11 protein-coding genes and 2 pseudogenes are annotated in these 17,693 nt (G+C 51.6%); 7 read left to right on the top strand and 6 right to left on the bottom strand.

The annotated features are described in order from the left end of the window. Positions 1-20 precede the first annotated feature (20 nt). Positions 21-158 (top strand): hypothetical protein, encoded by a 138-nt coding sequence (locus L1889_RS07185; protein WP_444329659.1) that lies wholly within the window; start codon positions 21-23, stop codon positions 156-158. Positions 159-239: 81 nt separating this feature from the next. Here L1889_RS07185 and L1889_RS07180 read toward each other — a convergent pair. Further along, a pseudogene (locus L1889_RS07180) lies at positions 240-1,147 on the bottom strand (LysR family transcriptional regulator). 250 nt (positions 1,148-1,397) lie between these two features. On the opposite strand from L1889_RS07180, the pseudogene L1889_RS07175 reads away from it, so the two are divergent. Together L1889_RS07175 and L1889_RS07170 are read left to right on the top strand one after the other, a co-directional pair. Beyond that, positions 1,398-2,374, top strand: a pseudogene (locus tag L1889_RS07175) (DUF1852 domain-containing protein). Between the two features lie 27 nt (positions 2,375-2,401). After that, on the top strand, positions 2,402-3,424 hold the full coding sequence (locus tag L1889_RS07170) for a methionine synthase (protein WP_238664563.1): 1,023 nt from the start codon (positions 2,402-2,404) through the stop codon (positions 3,422-3,424). 153 nt (positions 3,425-3,577) lie between these two features. Here L1889_RS07170 and L1889_RS07165 read toward each other — a convergent pair whose 3' ends face one another. Beyond that, the gene (locus L1889_RS07165) at positions 3,578-4,846 is read right to left on the bottom strand and encodes an aminotransferase family protein (protein WP_238664562.1); all 1,269 of its coding nucleotides are present in this window, start codon (positions 4,844-4,846) and stop codon (positions 3,578-3,580) included. A 160-nt stretch (positions 4,847-5,006) separates the two neighbouring features. Continuing rightward, the gene (locus L1889_RS07160; RefSeq protein WP_238664561.1) at positions 5,007-6,086 is read right to left on the bottom strand and encodes a tartrate dehydrogenase; all 1,080 of its coding nucleotides are present in this window, start codon (positions 6,084-6,086) and stop codon (positions 5,007-5,009) included. A gap of 148 nt (positions 6,087-6,234) precedes the next feature. Between L1889_RS07160 and L1889_RS07155 the strand changes: the two genes are divergently transcribed. Both L1889_RS07155 and L1889_RS07150 read left to right on the top strand, forming a co-directional pair. Continuing rightward, a complete protein-coding gene (locus L1889_RS07155; RefSeq protein ID WP_238664560.1) occupies positions 6,235-6,996 on the top strand; it encodes an SDR family NAD(P)-dependent oxidoreductase in 762 nt (253 codons plus the stop codon). 6 nt (positions 6,997-7,002) lie between these two features. After that, entirely contained in the window at positions 7,003-7,671 is a 669-nt protein-coding gene (locus L1889_RS07150; RefSeq protein WP_238664559.1) for a GntR family transcriptional regulator, read from the top strand. Positions 7,672-7,683: 12 nt separating this feature from the next. Here L1889_RS07150 and L1889_RS07145 read toward each other — a convergent pair whose 3' ends face one another. The 3 genes from L1889_RS07145 to L1889_RS07135 form a co-directional block, all read right to left on the bottom strand. Further along, on the bottom strand, positions 7,684-8,964 hold the full coding sequence (locus tag L1889_RS07145) for a TRAP transporter large permease (protein ID WP_238664558.1): 1,281 nt from the start codon (positions 8,962-8,964) through the stop codon (positions 7,684-7,686). Between the two features lie 3 nt (positions 8,965-8,967). Then, entirely contained in the window at positions 8,968-9,501 is a 534-nt protein-coding gene (locus L1889_RS07140) for a TRAP transporter small permease (protein WP_238664557.1), read from the bottom strand. Positions 9,502-9,586: 85 nt separating this feature from the next. Further along, the gene (locus L1889_RS07135; protein ID WP_238664556.1) at positions 9,587-10,618 is read right to left on the bottom strand and encodes a TRAP transporter substrate-binding protein; all 1,032 of its coding nucleotides are present in this window, start codon (positions 10,616-10,618) and stop codon (positions 9,587-9,589) included. Between the two features lie 670 nt (positions 10,619-11,288). Between L1889_RS07135 and L1889_RS07130 the strand changes: the two genes are divergently transcribed. Next, a complete protein-coding gene (locus L1889_RS07130) occupies positions 11,289-12,044 on the top strand; it encodes a helix-turn-helix transcriptional regulator (protein ID WP_238664555.1) in 756 nt (251 codons plus the stop codon). Between the two features lie 177 nt (positions 12,045-12,221). Further along, on the top strand, positions 12,222-17,663 hold the full coding sequence (locus L1889_RS07125) for a YadA-like family protein (RefSeq protein ID WP_238664554.1): 5,442 nt from the start codon (positions 12,222-12,224) through the stop codon (positions 17,661-17,663). Positions 17,664-17,693 lie beyond the last annotated feature (30 nt).

The following is a 17,693-nucleotide window of genomic DNA, read 5'->3' as shown; positions in this document are numbered from 1 at the left end:
GTATGCCCAAAGGAAGCGACATGAAGCAGAAGGCCACGGCCGTGCCGATGGTGGCGCGGATGTATCTGCGCGTCAGCACCGACGCGCAGGACTTGGAACGCCAGGCAGGAGTCATCACGGCCGCACCGCAATGCGACGGTGCTATCTATAGGCAATGAACGTTCGGCAAATTGCGGCACGATATGCCGCGCCTGTCGGTTGATCTCGTTCAGTTACATCTACTCAACCAATAATAGCCATTAGCTGATGCCTTGCGAAAAAGAGGGAGAGGTGCTGCGGGCTAACTCTACAAAGGCCTGCACATAGTCAATAGTGATATCTGTTTCGCGTGCGCCCAGAAAAATCTGCTTGGCAATGCCTTTGGGGCCCAGGCGTACCGGTGCCACGTCCAGTTTCTCTGCGTACTCTTCAACTAGCCAGCGCGGCAAGGCTGCTACCCCCGGCCACTGGCCACCATTTGCATCATGATGTCCGTGGTTTCAATGCTTTTGTGGCGTCTGGGCGTGATGCCTGCTGGCTGTAGAAACTGGTTGTAGATATCCAGGCGTTCCACGTCTACCGGATAGGAAATCAGTATCTCCTTGGTGAGGTGATGCGGTTTGGCATAGGCAAGGTTTGCGAGTGCATGGCCTTTGGCGACCACCAGTACCTGTTCATAGTCGAACACAGGCTCGAATGTCAGGCCTGGTTTGAATAGTGGATCGGGTGTGACGAGCAAATCAATCTCATAACCAAAAATTGCGCCGATGCCGCCGAACTGGAACTTCTGCTTCACATCCACATCCACATCTGGCCAGGTGCTCAGATAAGGTGAGACGATCTTCAGTAGCCATTGATAGCAGGGGTGGCACTCCATGCCAATGCGCAGGGAGCCTCGCTCACCCTGGGCGAACTGGAGCAACCGTTCTTCGGCCAGATCCAGCTGCGGCAGCACGCGATTGGCCACGGCCAGCAGATATTGCCCTGCCTGAGTAAGCTGCAGGTTGCGGCCTTCGCGTCGCCAGATTTCGGTACCCAGCTGCTGTTCTAGTTTCTTCATGCTGTGACTCAGTGCAGATTGAGTCACATGCAGCATGCCCGCTGCTGCGGTCAAGGATCCTTGCTTTTCGACCTGCTGCACAACGGCCAGATGGATGCGTTCTAACATTATGTATGAGAAATATTCATGGATGTGTGAAATAAATCCATTTTACTTCATAGATTGCTTTTCCTACAATGTAATTTATTCCTTCTTCATTTGCCGTTCCAAAGCGAGGACTGCTGCAGCAATGCCAGTCTTGGCCTTACAGCAAATGATGAATACAACTACTACTTAAATGAGCTTAATTTACTCAATTAGTGGCTCAGCTGAAAAATAAATTCAGCGTTTATTTCGGAAATCAGGACGCCAGATCACAATGAATAAAGAGTTTGCATTTAGTATCAAGAGCGTTTTTTTCGATGAAAACTATCGTCCTTCTGACAATACGCGCATTACCACCAATTTTGCTAATTTGGCTAGAGGAGAGAGTCGTCAAGAGAATTTGCGCAATACCTTAAAGATGATTGACAATCGTTTCAATGCTTTGGCACATTGGGATAATCCCAAGGGAAATCGTTACTCTGTCGAACTTGAAATTATTTCCGTTGATATGGATCTTGAAGGAAATGGGCATGCCTTTCCATCTATTGAAATACTGAAAACGAATATTATTGATCACAAAACTAACGAACGTATTGAAGGGATTGTAGGGAATAATTTTTCTTCTTATATTCGGGACTATGACTTTAGCGTATTATTGTTGGATCATAATAAGGATCAATCTCAATTTAGTATTCCTGATGGTTTTGGCGAGCTGCATGGAAAACTATTCAAGAGTTTTGTAAATTCAACTGTTTACAAGGAATTCTTTAAAAAACTGCCGGTTATATGTTTAAGTGTTTCGGATAGCAAGACCTATCATCGTACTGAAAATCAGCATCCAATATTAGGCCATGAATATCAGCCAAATGAATCATCGTTAACTGAGCAATATTTCAAAAAAATGGGGTTGAATGTTCGTTATTTTATGCCACCAAATAGCGTTGCGCCGCTGGCTTTTTTCTTCCTCGGTGATTTGCTTAATGATTACAGCAATCTTGAGCTTATAAGCACCATCAGCACGATGGAAACTTTTCAAAAAATTTATCGTCCTGAAATTTATAATTCTAATGCTGCAGCCGGAAAAATCTATAAGCCAAATCTGAAGAACCTGGATCATTCGTTAACTCAAATTGTTTATGATCGAGAAGAGCGTGGCGAGTTAGCGATTAAGCAGGGAGATTTGCTGAGGAGCACTTCATCAAACCATACAAAACTATTCTTGAGCAATGGGCTGCTAATTACGCACTTTGATTAACCAAAAAAACAAGATCATCTATTATGAAAAAATTATTACCTACTTCGACTGCTGGCAGCTTACCTAAACCTTCTTGGCTTGCAGAACCTGAGACTCTTTGGTCACCCTGGAGGTTAGAAGACGAGGAATTGGTTGAAGGCAAAAAAGATGCCTTATGTTTGTCATTGCAAGAGCAATTAAAAGCAGGTATTGATATTATTAGTGATGGCGAGCAAACTCGACAGCACTTTGTCACCACGTTTATTGAACACCTTAGCGGCGTCGATTTTGAGAAACGCGAGACCGTTAGAATTCGTGATCGCTATGATGCGAGTGTACCGACGGTCGTTGGCGCTGTTGCTCGTCAAAAGCCCGTTTTTGTTGAAGATGCCAAGTTTTTACGGCAGCAAACCACGCAACCCATAAAATGGGCTCTGCCAGGTCCTATGACCATGATCGATACGCTTTATGATAATCATTATAAAAGCCGTGAAAAACTAGCTTGGGAATTCGCCAAAATCCTCAATCAAGAAGCTAGGGAGTTAGAGGCTGCTGGCGTTGATATTATCCAGTTTGACGAGCCCGCATTTAATGTTTTCTTTGATGACGTGAATGATTGGGGAATTGCCACCTTAGAAAGGGCAATTGAAGGGCTTAAGTGTGAAACTGCTGTACACATTTGTTATGGCTACGGTATCAAAGCCAATACAGATTGGAAAAAGACGCTGGGGTCAGAGTGGCTTCAATACGAAAAATCGTTTCCAAAGCTGCAAAAATCCAATATCGATATCATTTCACTGGAATGTCAAAATTCTCATGTTCCAATGGATTTAATTGAACTCATTCGAGGTAAAAAAGTAATGGTAGGGGCCATTGATGTGGCAACCAATGCCATTGAAACACCTGAGGAAGTTGCCAATACCTTGCGAAAAGCGCTTCAGTTTGTAGATGCCGACAAACTTTATCCTTCTACCAACTGTGGTATGGCACCCTTAGCCCGTCAAGTAGCAAGAGGCAAATTAAACGCCTTAAGTGCAGGCGCTGAAATCGTCCGAAGAGAGCTCTAAGCTGGCACCCGTAACCTCAGTCTCGGGCTGAATGCAAATGCTGCCCCTGAAGAAAAAGTAGGCCGTGACTCTTTCTGGAGTCTCGGCCTTTTGATTGCATATTGTTATCGAGGCTTATTTCTTCGTGCGCTGCAGCATCCTTTGACGCATTGCTCAAGCAGTAGCCTTCACCGCATTTACGTTGACGTAGTCTAGTACCCCGCGTACAGCAGCTACCAGATCACGTATTTCCTGATCGGTGGAAATAAAAGGAGGGCTGATCTGCAGGGCATTACCACGCAGCGGACGTGTGATGAAGCCTTGTTCGATGACTTGGTCGGAGACGGCTTCGGCGCTGATTTCGCTAGAGAGTTCAATAGCGCCCAGGAAGCCGCCGACGCGCGTGCTGGTCACGAGTTCATGCGATTCGATTGCCTTTAACTCGTTAGCAAGTACCTGCTCAAGTGCCGCTGAGCGGGCGACGAGGCCTTCATGCTCCAGAATTTCGAGATTCTTCAGTGCGAGTGCGGCGGTGACGGGGTGACCCGAATAGGTGGTGCCGTGACGATAGATTGGCGAGTCAGCACCGCGCTCAAAAAAGGGCTGCCACATCCGAGGCGCGACGAGAATGCCGCCCAGCGCTGCGTACCCCGAGGTCACCCCTTTTGCAAAGACGATCATATCTGGCTGAAGCCGGTAGCGAGTCGAGGCGAACATTTCGCCGGTGCGGCCAAAACCGGTGATGACCTCATCGGCGATGAAAAGGATATCGTTCTCGCGGCAGAGGCGTTGAATCTCGTCGAAGTAACCTTCTTGCGGCGGGTGTACGCCGCCGGTGCCCATGACAGGTTCAGCAAGGTAGGCTGCGATATTCTCAGCTCCGATGCCTTTGATTGCTGCGGCGAAGGCGCCCGCGTCGTGTTTACCAACGCGCGCAGTGCCATCAACGAGTGAGTCGGTTCCATAGCCCTCGCGGTTGAAGTCCAGGCCTGCGACGCTGGTACCGTAAGCATGGAGCCCATGGTACGAATGCTCCCGGCTAATGATCACTTTTTTGTCTGTGCGGCCCACAAGGTTCCAGTAGCGGCGTGCAAGCTTCAGGGCAGCGTCGATGGCGTCAGACCCACCGCTGTTCAGAATCACTTTGGCGTTGGCGATAGGCGATAGGCTGACGAGCCTCTCTGAGAGTTCAATGGCCCTGTCGTTCGTATAGCGTCCAAAGACATGATAGACCTCGAGCTTTTTCATCTGCTCATAGGCGACCTGTGCCATCTCTTCTCGTCCATGCCCGATGTTGGCATACCAAAGCGATGCGGTTCCGTCGAATAGCCTGGCACCGGTATCGGTGGTGAGATAGGCTCCCTTAGCGGATATCACATTGATCTGTCTGCCGATCACTGAGGGCATGTGCGCTTGCGCGCTCCATAATGCCGGAGTAGTCATATTGAGTAGCTCCCAAGGTTAGACTATGAGTTTTGGATGATTGTCATACAACTTGCTCATATTGGCCATTGTAGTGCTGTCATCAAATTTGTCCAGCTCAATGATGCCGTCTTATTCTGTTGCCTCATCTACACCACTTTTTATTTTCAATAACAGCGGCTTAGCTATCGCCAGAGAGGGCCAGACTGATCGCCCGGCCCAGGCTTTCTGTGCTTCCCTGGCCCCCTATATCGGGGGTGACCACGTCCTGCTTAGCGTCGGCTAATGTGGCCTCGAAAGCGGCTACGATAGCGTCGGCGGCTTCGCGATGACCTAAATGGTCGAGCATCATAGCGCCTGACCAGATTTGTCCGATAGGGTTGGCGATTCCGCGTCCGGCAATATCCGGAGCGCTGCCGTGTACCGGCTCGAACAGGCTGGGAAAAGAGCCTTCGGGATTGATGTTGGCCGAGGGAGCGACGCCGATGGTGCCGGTGCAGGCGGGGCCGAGATCCGATAGTATGTCGCCAAACAGGTTGCTGGCGACCACCACGTCGAACCAGTCGGGATGCAAGACGAAGTTGGCGGTGAGGATATCAATGTGGAACTGGTCGGCGGCGACATCGGGATAATCTTTCGCCATCGCAGCAACGCGTTCGTCCCACCAGGGCATGGTGATGGCAATGCCGTTGGACTTGGTGGCCGAGGTGAGCTTCTTTCTGGGCCGGCTCTGGGCCAGATCAAAGGCGAACTTCAGCACCCGGTCAGTGCCGTGGCGTGTCATTATCGTTTCCTGGATCACCAGTTCGCGCTCGGTGCCTTCGAACATCTTGCCACCGACGCTGGAGTATTCTCCCTCGGTGTTCTCGCGCACCACGTAGAAGTCGATATCGCCGGGCTTGCGGCCAGCCAGTGGGCTATCGATACCGTGAAGTAGCCGGCAGGGACGCAGGTTGACGTACTGGTCGAAACGTCGCCGAAACTGCAGCAGTGATCCCCACAGCGAAATATGATCAGGTACGGTCTCTGGCCAGCCCACGGCACCATAGAAGATAGCGTCGAAGCCTTTAAGGGTCTCGAACCAGTCGTTGGGCAGCATCTGGCCATGTTCGGCATAGTAATCGCAGCTGGCGAAGTCAAAATAATCGAGTTCCAGATCGATATTAAAGCGCCGGGCGGCAGCCTCAAGCACGCGCACGCCCTCGGGCATAACCTCTTTACCGATGCCGTCGCCAGGAATCACTGCAATGCGATGAGCCATGTTCTCTCTCCTTTATTGGTAGAATCCGCTTAAGTCTAGCATCTGACATGGCTGCGATAACAAGGCTAAGATGCGGTCTATTGCTGAATTAATATGAAGGCGGCGTGTCTTCATTAATCCGATAAACAGTAGGGGTAAAAGGATGGGAATGACTCAGCAGAATGCAGGACGCGTTGCGCTGGTAACCGGGGCAACTTCGGGTATTGGAATCGAAATCGCAAGGCGCTTGATTCAGGATGGCCTGCGAGTTGTGGTTAGCGGACGCTCAGAAGAGCGTGGGCGTCGAGTCTCCGATGAACTCGGTGAACGTGCCCGATTCGTCCGTGCCGACTTAAGTGACTCCGGTTCGGCGGCCGCGCTCGTCAAGGCAACGCTTGCTGAGTGTGGGCGTATCGATGTACTGGTCAACAATGCTGCGATTGATCATACAAATAATCTGCTCGATGTAAGCGAGGAAGAAATTCGCACCACCTTCGAGACCAATACCTTCGCTCCCATGAATCTTCTGATTGCCGCTGCACGGGTCATGAAAGAGCAGGGCGATGGTGGTTCTATCATCAATATCACTTCGCGGCTCGCCAGCATTGGTGTTCCCACAATGGGTGTCTACAGTGCGAGCAAGGGAGCAATGCTTGCCTTTACCAAAGCGGCTGCCATCGACTTGGCTGCGGAAAACATTCGGGTCAATGCGGTCGCTCCTGGCATGACCCGTACGCCGCTTTATCAGCAATGGCTGGATAGCCAGCCGGACCCAGAGGGTGAAGCAGAACGTGTGGCGGCAGCGATCCCCCTGGGCCGAATTGCAGAGTCAAATGATATTGCCTCAGTCGTAAGCTTTCTGGCTTCGCCCGAGAATGCCTACCTGACCGGCATATCCATTCCCGTCGATGGCGGATATCTTGCGAAATGAGGATTCATGAGTACACATAAGCTTCGAACGGTTTCAGTGGTGGAAGCCATTGCCGGGCAAATCAGCGAAGAGATTTTTAGTGGGATGTTCCGTCCTGGTGACGTGCTCATCGAGTCGCAGCTCGCGGAACGCTTTGACGTGCCGCGTCAGACCATCCGATCAGCGATTGTGGTGCTCATACATGACGGAATTCTGCGCCGCGAACCCAACAAAAGTGTCTATATTCCACAGTTTTCAGAAAGCGATATTCGTGACCTGTTTGCCGTTCGCCGGCTGATTGAACTCGAAACGGCTCGCATTCTTACCACCAGCGGAGTGGTGCCCAAAGAGGCCGAAAATGCTGTTCGAGTCATGGAAGTGCTGTGCGATGAAGACAATTGGGGGGATATCCTGAAATTCGATTTCAAGTTCCATCAAGCGCTTATTGCCGCGACTGGAAGCACGCGACTGCAAAAATTCTACCGCAGTATTTCTGCGGAAAAACGGCTGGCGCTGACGTACTACCGTTCTGATCAAGCCTCGCCCCGGGAGATTGCCCGCGAGCACCGAGAGCTTATGGATGCCATCCGGGCAGGAGATCCCCAATTGGCAGTCGATGCATTCCGCATCCATATCGATGAGTCGGAGATCTTCATCACTCAGGCCATACAGGCGCAACGCGAGTGCCTGAGCTGACACGGCCAAGAATTATTTACCCAGCCAATTTGGCAAGAACAGCGAAATTTGCGGCACATAGGCGACGAGGAACAAAAACGCGATAAGTACGATCACGAACGGAAGCGCCGCAATACTCACCCTTTCGATTGAAAGGCCACTGATCGCACTGGCTACATTGAGGTTATCGCCCACTGGCGGGGTGGCGAACCCGATCATCGATGCCACAATCATGACAACGCCGAAATGCACCGGGTCCATGCCCATGTTGGTCACTACCGGCACCAGGATTGGCGCCAGCAGGATAATGCCCGCAATTGTTTCCATGAACATGCCAATAAACAGTAGCAGGATCAAAATTACTGCGAGAATTACCCAGAAAGGCACAGGCAAGCCATTGAGGAAATTGGCGATGAGGGTAGGAATACGCTCGAGCGTCAGAATTCTGGCATAGGTAGACGCCGTCGCGATAATGATCAGGATCATGCCTGAAATCAGGAAGGTGGACTTCAGCATCACCGGAATCAGACTGATCTTGGTCTCACTATATACCATGGCGAGTATCAAGCTGTAGGCCACGGCAACGCCCGATGCCTCGGTGGGCGTAAAGATACCACCGTAAATACCACCGAGCACCACAACCGGCATAAGCAGCGTCCACTTGGCACGCCACAACGCGTTGCCGCGTTCCCTCCAGCTGCTCTTGGGGACATCGGCGCCATAGCCGTTCTTCTTGCAGATATGGCGGCTCACAAGGTAGAGAAGAAGCACAATGACGAAGCCCGGGACAAAGCCCGCGAGGAAGAGATTGCCAATCGAGGTGTTTGTTGTAATCCCATAGATGATGAGCGGTATGCTTGGCGGGATCACAATGCCGACACCGCCTGCCGTTGCCAGAACGCCGGCACTGAAGCCACGCCCGTAACCTTCCCGAATCATGGCTGGAATCATGATGCCCCCAATCGCGGCCACGGTGGCGGGGCCCGAGCCGCTGAGCATAGCGAAAACTGCCGTCCCCATCAGCGCTACAGCCGAAAGACCGCCAGTGATGTGGCCCACGAACGCTCTTGCCGCGTCAATGAGTCGTCTTGATAGGCCGCCATACTCCATGATGACACCGGAGAGCACGAAGAGCGGGACTGCCAGCAGCGAGTAGGAATCCACGGCGCCGAACATGGTTTGTGTCAGATAACTGACTGGAACCACGCCGGTAATAAGAATAGAAAATACTGACGAGATGCCGAGTGCGAACGCGACCGGCATGCCAAGAAGAAGCAGGATCACAAAGCTTATAAAGAGAGTGCTAATGCCCATGAATTAGTCCACTTCAGGCTGTGATGGAGGGATGGGAGCAAAGGGATTTTTGACGATATCAATAATTGCTACAGTCGTGTGCTGAAGCACACGGAAAGACATCAGCAGAAGCCCGAGGGGCAGGCCCAGGTAAACGAGATACATGGGGATCTGGGAGCCCGGGGCAAGCTGGCCCGTACCAAACTGGCGGGTCACCATCTGAATGGACAGCTTAAGCATAAAGATGAGAAACGCGAGCCAGAGTAGAAAAACGAAAAGGCGAATGATGCGCTGGGCGAATGGGACTTTCTTACCTATCAGGTCAACGATCACGTTGAACTTGACATGCCGTTGGTACTTCACCGCATAGCTTCCACTAAGATAGACGAACCAGACCAAAGCGTAGCGGGCAATTTCCTCAGACCAGGCCGGCGGGCTGTTGAATACGTAACGCATGATCACTTGAAAAATGACCAGTGAGGTGAATACCGTCAACGCTACCGTAGCCAGGTAGGTTTCAACGTGCTCATCGAAATGCGCATAGATGCCTTTGAGCATGAGCGAAGTCTCCCGGGTCTGGGGAAAATGGAGTGTCCCTGCCTAAAGAGGTCTTTACTTTACACAGGGACGTACTTGGCAGCGACTACTGGATGACTTCGAGGAACGTCGTGTTACCTGCCGCCTCAAGGATAGCTTTGAGCTTCTCGGTATCGACTTTAGAGGCGTTCTGCTGATAGAAGGGAATGGCAGATTCGATCCACTGTCGACGCTCTTCATCGCTCAGGTCGGTTACCGTACCGCCAGCGGCCTCAATCTTGGCACGAATCTCGTCGCTAATATTTGTTTTGAGGGAGCGGATCTTTGCAATGGCTTCCTTTGCGGCGTCTCGGATAATCTGCTGATCCTCGGCTGAACGGCTCTCAAAGAAGGTTTTGCTGATCAGTATGACCTCGGGATCGTAGATGTGTCGGGTCTCGGTAAGGTAGTGGGCAGGCTCGGTAAACCGTGCCGAGAAGAGCAGTTCGTACGGGTTCTCGACGCCATCAACCACACCCTGCTGAAGCGATGTGAAGACTTCGGGGAAAGGCATAGGAGTCGGAGCTGCGCCAATACTCTTCCAGTAGGCCAAGTGCATCGGCACCTGCATGGTGCGTAGCTTTACACCCTGCATATCAGCAGGCGTTTTGACGGTTTCATCCACCATCGCAAGGTTGCGAAAACCATTCTCGCCCCAGCCAAGCGCGATCAGGCCGCTTTTTTCCAGACCCGCGAGCAACTCGTCTCCTAGTTCACTATCGAGCACCTTATAGGCGGTCTCGGCGTCTTCGAAGATGAAAGGGAAATCAAAGACCTGAAGCGATTTGTCGAAGTTGGCAAGAACACCGACCGAAGGAGCAGTCATCTCTATGTCGCCGAACTGGGTGGCTTCGATCATCTCTCGCTCGCCGCCAAGCTGGCTATCCGGGTAAATCTGGACAGTGATGCGCCCATCAGAACGTTCTGCTACGAGATCAGCGAACAATTCGTAACCTTGGTTCTGAGTATCACCGGCGGAGATGACGTTTCCAAATTTGATGGTATAGCTATCGCTTGCCGCGACAGCCTTACTACTCTCACCACCAGACCAAGCGAAAAGGCCGAGTGCAGCAAAGGCACTGGCAATGATAAGACTCATTCTGCGAATCATTATAAAACCCCTTTATTAGTCATTAATGCTGGAGTAATTCATTGATGGATTCTGCGTGTTGGGAGTGGATGTCGCCAAGCTTGAGTACAACACTGTCGTACAATACCACAATTTTATTTTGGGTGGCCGGATGGGAGAAAAGATTATGAGGGTTATTTTGCTCTTTCCTTGGGTGAGCACGAGCGTAGAACAATGCTCTCAACGGGCGTCGCTGACCTTAAGACGCTTTCGCTTTCTTCTTATGTATTAGACCGTGCTTGCATGGTGAGTTTTTGTTCGCTCAGCACTGATCTTTTCTCTCTTTAAATGTGCTTTATGCATAGAGTGGAGCGCGTCTATGCGCTCTCATTGCAAGGTTTTGATAATTTTGTAACTTTTAGATTTGTTTTCAATTTAAGCAAAAATTATCGTTGTATATAAAAGAGGGGGCATTAGGAATCAATCAAAATAATGCCCGACTCTATATTATTCAATTCGGAGAGTACGGTGAGCGAAGAGTACAAGACGATATGCAACGAAAAGATAGAAGCACTCAAAGCCGTAGCAGTGACGATAAAAGTAGGCCTCTTAAGCAAAGGAGCCCCAAGTTGTAGCTCCTTTGATGCCGTTGTTACTACGGTTGGCAAAGCGTTGCCTATCGACTGGCAGGACTATGTCAATGCATGACGGAAAACTGATTGTTGTTGTTAGCAAAGTGCCCGAGCGAATCTCGAAATTCACATCAAATCTGCGGTCATTCACATCCAATTTTTTGTTCTTTTCTGATGTTTCGTCGTTTTTAGCAAGGCGATCACAGAGCGATCTTCTGTTGATTGTCATTGATGATGTCGATGATGATTTGGATATTGACGAGACTCTTAATGTGCTGAGGAAAGTGGACGAGTATAGAGCAGCAATTATTTTTGTTATTGTTTCAGAGGACGGGCATGATAGCGGAATCACAGCGCTGAAAGCAGGTAGCAATGACTATCTGGCGTTTCCTCTTGTTGATAGAGAGTTGGCCGCCCGGGTTCGGATCCATTTGAACTCGTATACCCGGACGAATGAAAATTTTCTTCCGGGGTGCAGTCTTAACGACATCTATCCCTTGGAGGACAGGGTCATTATTAAGAGCGCTGTTTGGTACATTAATCACCATATATCGTCGGTCACTAATGTTAGTGCGTTATCGCTTCATGTTGGCAGTAGTGAAAAAGATATAAATAGAGCGTTTCGCACCCACCTTGGGCAGACGGCGTCTGCCTATATGAGAGCATTCCGAATAACTAAAGCAAAAGACTTGCTGGTGAAGACGCGATTTCCCATTATTCAGATTGCGCAGGAAGTTGGCTATTCCAGCTCTGCCAATTTTTCCACAGCCTTTAAAAATATCGTTGGCATGAGTCCTACGCAATACAGAGTCGAAAACGTATAGGCCTAATCCCGCCATCTGAGGGTCAGCCACTGCTTGACTGTAAAGTCTTGTTAACTTTGTAGCATTTAGATTTGATTTAATTTTATTCAAAGTTTTACACCTGTTTAAGAATAGAGACAATTTGCGCTTCAGCCAGAATACCTCCGAACCAGCTTTAACCCATATTCGGAGAGCATGATGAATAAAGCCTACAAGAGCATATATAACGAAAGAACAGGAACGTTTGTTGTCGTAGCGGAGAATGTAAAAGCCCGAGGTAAGCGGTCTTCAGGCAGTGTGGCGGGAAGTGCGGCTGCAGTGCTTGCAGTAAGCGCGGTGTTTATGGGGAGCGCCTTGGCGGCGGTCGAGATTGACGAAGTCAACAATACGATTCAGTTTTCGGGGACCGCTGGCACCCTCAGTAATGTGGGAAGCATTACGGGATTATCAAGTCTGACTGTAGGCGGATCACTACACGCCGATCAGATTACTGTTGGATCTAATGCAACTCTCGATACGAGTAGCACTCAGGTCGTAAGAGGCCAGCAGTTACATGCAACCAATGAAAACGTGATTGCAGCAAATACAGCAATCGGCAACCTGGGTACGAGTTTAGGAGCTTTGACAGGACGTGTGACCGCTAATGAAACTCGGCTCGGGGTTCACGAGGGCAGGATTGGGAATGCCCAAACCGACATTGATGGGATCAATGACCGTCTGACGGCGCTGGGTGTGGCTGAAGATGATGGAGGGGCGCAAGGTATCAAGTACTTCCGTGTCAACTCTGAAGCTGTTGATGCAGAGGCTACAGGTGATGACTCGGTCGCTATCGGCCCTGATGCGAAGGCAGAGGGTGATAGCAGCTTCGCCGCCGGGGATGGCGCGACGGTTACGGAAACAGGTGAGGGCGCGATCGCGATCGGTCAGGATGCCACGGCAGGCGGTGAACTGACTGGTGGCGAGGCTGCAGTTGCCATTGGCCGTAAGAGCGAAGCGACCGCCGACAGTGCGGTGGCATTGGGCGATGGCGCCAGTGCGTCCGGCATTAATGCTACCGCCCTGGGCGCCGGGGCAGTAGCTGGCGGTGCCGGCGGAATTGCCCTGGGGCAGGGTGCAGTTGCAGCGGCCGAAAACAATATTTCGATCGGTACTGCTGCTGGTCAGAATACGGGTCAGATCCTGCCGGGCGACCAATTACACAATATTGCTATCGGCAACCAGGCAGGTCAGAACGTGGCGGGCCAGTTCAATGTGGCAATGGGTGATCGTGCTGGCAATGGCGTTGAGGGTGACCATAATATTACGCTGGGGCATAGTGCGGGCGGAAGCCAGAAAGGCGAGGGGAACGTTAGTATTGGCCGGAATGCAAAAAACAGTGATGATAGCAACGCCAGTGTTAACCAGGCTGTCAGCATTGGCGTAGGATCTCACACGACAGGTAGCAGGGGTATCTCGATTGGGCACAACTCTTCCGCCGGGAGGGAAGGCGTAGCTCTGGGAAGCGGAGCGAGTACGAGGGGAACAGGCATCGCCATAGGTCATGGTGCAACAGCAGGAAACAGCGGTTATATTGCTTTAGGCTCGGGTTCGCTCGCGGCTCAGAGTGACATCATGGATGCAACTGATCCGAGTAAGTTTACTGAGGCCTACCTAACCAACTCCATCAAAGTTGATGGAGTTGTTTCTGTAGGTAATCGCTCAACGAATCAGGTGCGACGCATTACTAACGTAGCAGATGGTGCACATGATAACGATGCTGTAAATGTGAAGCAGTTAATTAAAGCAGTGAACGGTATTGATCTGTCTGACCCTAATTTTTCCAACGGTATTATCCAGGGGCTGCAGAAAGATATTAATGAAAATATGATGCATTATGTCAGCATAAATGATAGTGGTGACAAGAAAGACAACTGGGGCAACGATGGTGCGCTTGGAGTCGATTCGATTGCTATAGGACCCGAAGCAAAGACCGGAGCCGGAGCGGTTAATTCTAGTGCCATCGGATACAAAACCACCGCGAGCGGCAGCTCAGCTGTGGTACTGGGTCATAACATTACCGGAGAGGGTGCTAACTCAACGACGATTGGGAACTCGGAATCAAAAGCGTACGGGGAAAGCGGCATAGCCATTGGCACGCATGTTGAGAGCCGTGATGAGAATTCCATCGTCATCGGCCGGGATTCCTATACGAACCGGCAGGCCAACGGCCCTGCTGTCGACAATTCGATTGTGATCGGTACCTCGTCCTCCTCGACGGCAGTTGAGGGCATTGTTATCGGTAAGGGTTCGGTGGTCAATGCGCCTAGGGGTATCGCTCAAGGCAGCTCGGCAGTGGCGATAGCAAGTGATGCTATGGCATTTGGAACCAATGCCAGCGCCAGCGGTACTCGCGCGCAAGCCAGCGGTAAGGGTGCCAGCGCTAGCGGCATCGATGCCATTGCCAGTGGAACAGGCGCGCTAGGCTATGCCAAGGACGGCATAGCCATAGGTAGCGGGGCGGAGTCGGGTTTCGACGATCCGTCAAACCTGGACCCGCGCCGTAATATGGGTGGAATTGCCGTTGGCGCCAGCGCGCTGGCGGATAATTACCATACACTTGCGCTGGGTGTGGGAGCCCGCGCAACAGACGAATCTGCCACTGCCATGGGCGACGATGCTGAGGCCTCCGCAGAAGATGCTCTGGCTGTTGGTTCTGGCGCAAAAGCCATTGCGCAGAATGCGTCGGCTTTCGGCCAAGGTGCGAATGCCTTGAGTGTGAACTCATTGGCGGTAGGTAGTGGTGCTACGGCTTTCGGGCTGAATGCCTCTGCATTCGGCCAAGGTGCCCAAGCCGCAGGCGCGGGCGCGCTCGCGGTCGGATCCGGTGCCGAAGCCTCCGCACGGAGCGCCGCAGCCTTCGGCCAAGGCGCGAAAGCCGAACACCCTGACTCGGTTGCGCTGGGCGCAGGTTCGTTAACTGCGGAAGTGGTTCGCACGCCAAGGGCTCAGATTGATGGCAAGGTCTACAACTATGCGGGTGCTACTAACGGCGTGACATCCGCTGTCAGTGTGGGCAAGGAGGGCGCGGAGCGCACGGTCACTAACGTGGCCGCCGGCCGCGTCAGCGCCACCAGCACCGACGCCATCAACGGCAGCCAGTTGTATGGCACTAACGCGGCGGTGGAAGCGCTTGCCGACGATCTGGATACCGCGGGGCAGAGTGTCGCCAATGCGCTGGGCGGCACATCGTCTTACGATTCGGGAACGCACACTGTGACTGCGGGCTTGACGGTACAGGACAACAACTACACCAATGTACAGGATGCACTGACCTACGTAGGGCAGGGCTGGAACGTCAGTGCCGACGGTGACGTCGCTAGCAATGTAGCTCCTGGCGGCTCCGTCGACTTTGGCAACAACGATGGCAACATCAAGATAGCCCGCAGTAACAATGGCCTGACGTTCGACTTGGCCGACGACATCGAAATCGATAACAGCATCACCGTTGGCGATACGATTATCAATGATGACCGCGTTACGACCACGAACCTGACTGTGGAAGGAATCACGACCTTGGGTGATAATTTCACCGTCAACGAGCTTGGTGTTCATTATGAGGGCCCGATCACTGACGGCGATCACATCACGAACAAGACGTACGTAGATGGAGCGGTGGGCGATCTTGCAGACACTCCGCTGACATTTGCAGGCGACAGCGGTACGAACGTTGATCGCAAACTGGGCGAAACAGTGAAGCTCGTGGGTGGCGCGACTGACGAGACTACGTTGACCGAGGGCAATATAGGTGTTGTCGCTGATGGCACCGATACGCTTGAGATCAAGCTGAATAAGGATATAGACCTTGGCGTTGACGGCAGCGTTGCCATCGGTAATACACAGATGAACAATGCTGGTCTTACCGTGGATGACAGCGACGATAACGTAACTACGATTACAGCCGCAGGCACCACGGTGACCGACGGCGCTGGCAGCGTAACCACAGTGGAAGCCGGTGTGGTGAAAGTGATCGGGGGTGGGGCCGACGGCACGACAATCGTGATTGACGGCAATGCCGGCACCATCGGTGGGCTGAAAAACCAAACCATCGACTATCCTGAGTTTGCTGATGGTTCGGGCCGTGCAGCCACAGAGGAACAGCTCGGTAAAGTCAGTGATGTGGTCAATAAGGGCTGGAACATTAGCGCTAATGAAGGGACACCCGCCAACGTCGCCCCAGGCAACTTGGTAGATTTCAGCAGCACTGATGAAAACGTCTCTCTTGCTCTTAGGCCCATCACCATGGGTGAGGATGACGAAGGCAATCCGATCGTTATCGGCCAGGAAGTCGATGTTAATTTAGCATCAACTTTAGAATTAGGCGGCGATGAGGCCAACCCCGGCGTCATTATCGGTGATGAGGGCGCTATAGACAAAGACGGTAACCTCATTGCAGGTATTACTGTTCCTGGTGGTACTAATGGCGATCAAAATATCGTCATCGGTGGGGGTGATATTACACTTAATGGTCTTCAGGATGCCAGCGGCGCGCCCGTCGGGCCTATCAAGGTCGGTGAAACGCTTATGGCCGGGATGAACTTTTCTGGTAATAACTTCAGTGATACTGACGGTGGCACCATAATTAACAAGCGTTTCGGTGAGACTTTGGAAATTCTGGGTGTGGATTGGATCGAAACAGAGGTTCGCGATGGCAAGATGTACATTAGTCTGGCTGACAACTTCCCTGTGGTTCCTAAGCCTGGAGATGGCGAGCCGGGTTCAGGCGGCGGTACAGGCCCGGTCTCTCCAGGTGATGGTGTCGGTAACATTATCGCGGGTGGTGATTTGATCGGCGGTGACAATATCAATATCAGGCCCGGCGAGGATGACAATTCCTTGATTATCGAAACCAATCCGGATGTTAATCACGACAGCGTAACGGTGGGCGATGTTGTGATCAATGATGACGGTATTAATGCCGGTGGTAAACAGATCACGAATGTCGCGGCGGGTACCGAACGTAATCATGCTACGAATCTTGGTCAACTTGAAGATGGGTTGAATGAGCTCGACGACACGCTGACACAGAAAGGTTTGAATTTTGCTGACAGTGCTGGCAACGTTGCTCATCGTGATCTAGGTGAAACCTTGCATATTGTTGGAGCAAATGAAAACATTACGACCAGCGTGAAGCAAGGCAGTATCCTGGAAATTTCCTTGAGCAACGATCTTCAGGTTGATAGCGTAACGATCAACAACGGCGGTCCGATCATCAATGAGAATGGCATTGATATGTCGGATAAGCGCATCACCAATGTGGCGGACGGTGTTGCGCCAGGCGACGCAGTAAACGTTGGTCAACTGGACCGTGCCACTGATAATTTGCAAGGCCAAGTCAACAACCTGCGTCATGATCTGCGTCGCCAGGATAAAAAACTCAGTGGAGGTGTCGCAGCGGCGATGGCTACCGCAGCGTTGCCGCAGGCCTATCTGCCTGGCAAGACCATGATGAGTTTGGCGGGAGGTACCTGGAATAGCGAATCAGGAATGGCGATGGGCTTTTCCGGTATTACGGATAACGGTCATTGGGTCTACAAACTATCAGGTAACGCAACCTCGCGTGGCGACTATGGTGGTGCCGTAGGTATCGGTTATCAGTGGTAGTGATTTAGATCACGAGTACATCAGCTATTT

Source organism: Paenalcaligenes niemegkensis (genome assembly GCF_022230885.1).
Taxonomy (GTDB): Bacteria; Pseudomonadota; Gammaproteobacteria; order Burkholderiales; family Burkholderiaceae_B; genus Paenalcaligenes; species Paenalcaligenes niemegkensis.
Note: the sequence above shows the minus strand (reverse complement) of the source record. Positions and strands in the feature narration are given on the sequence as shown.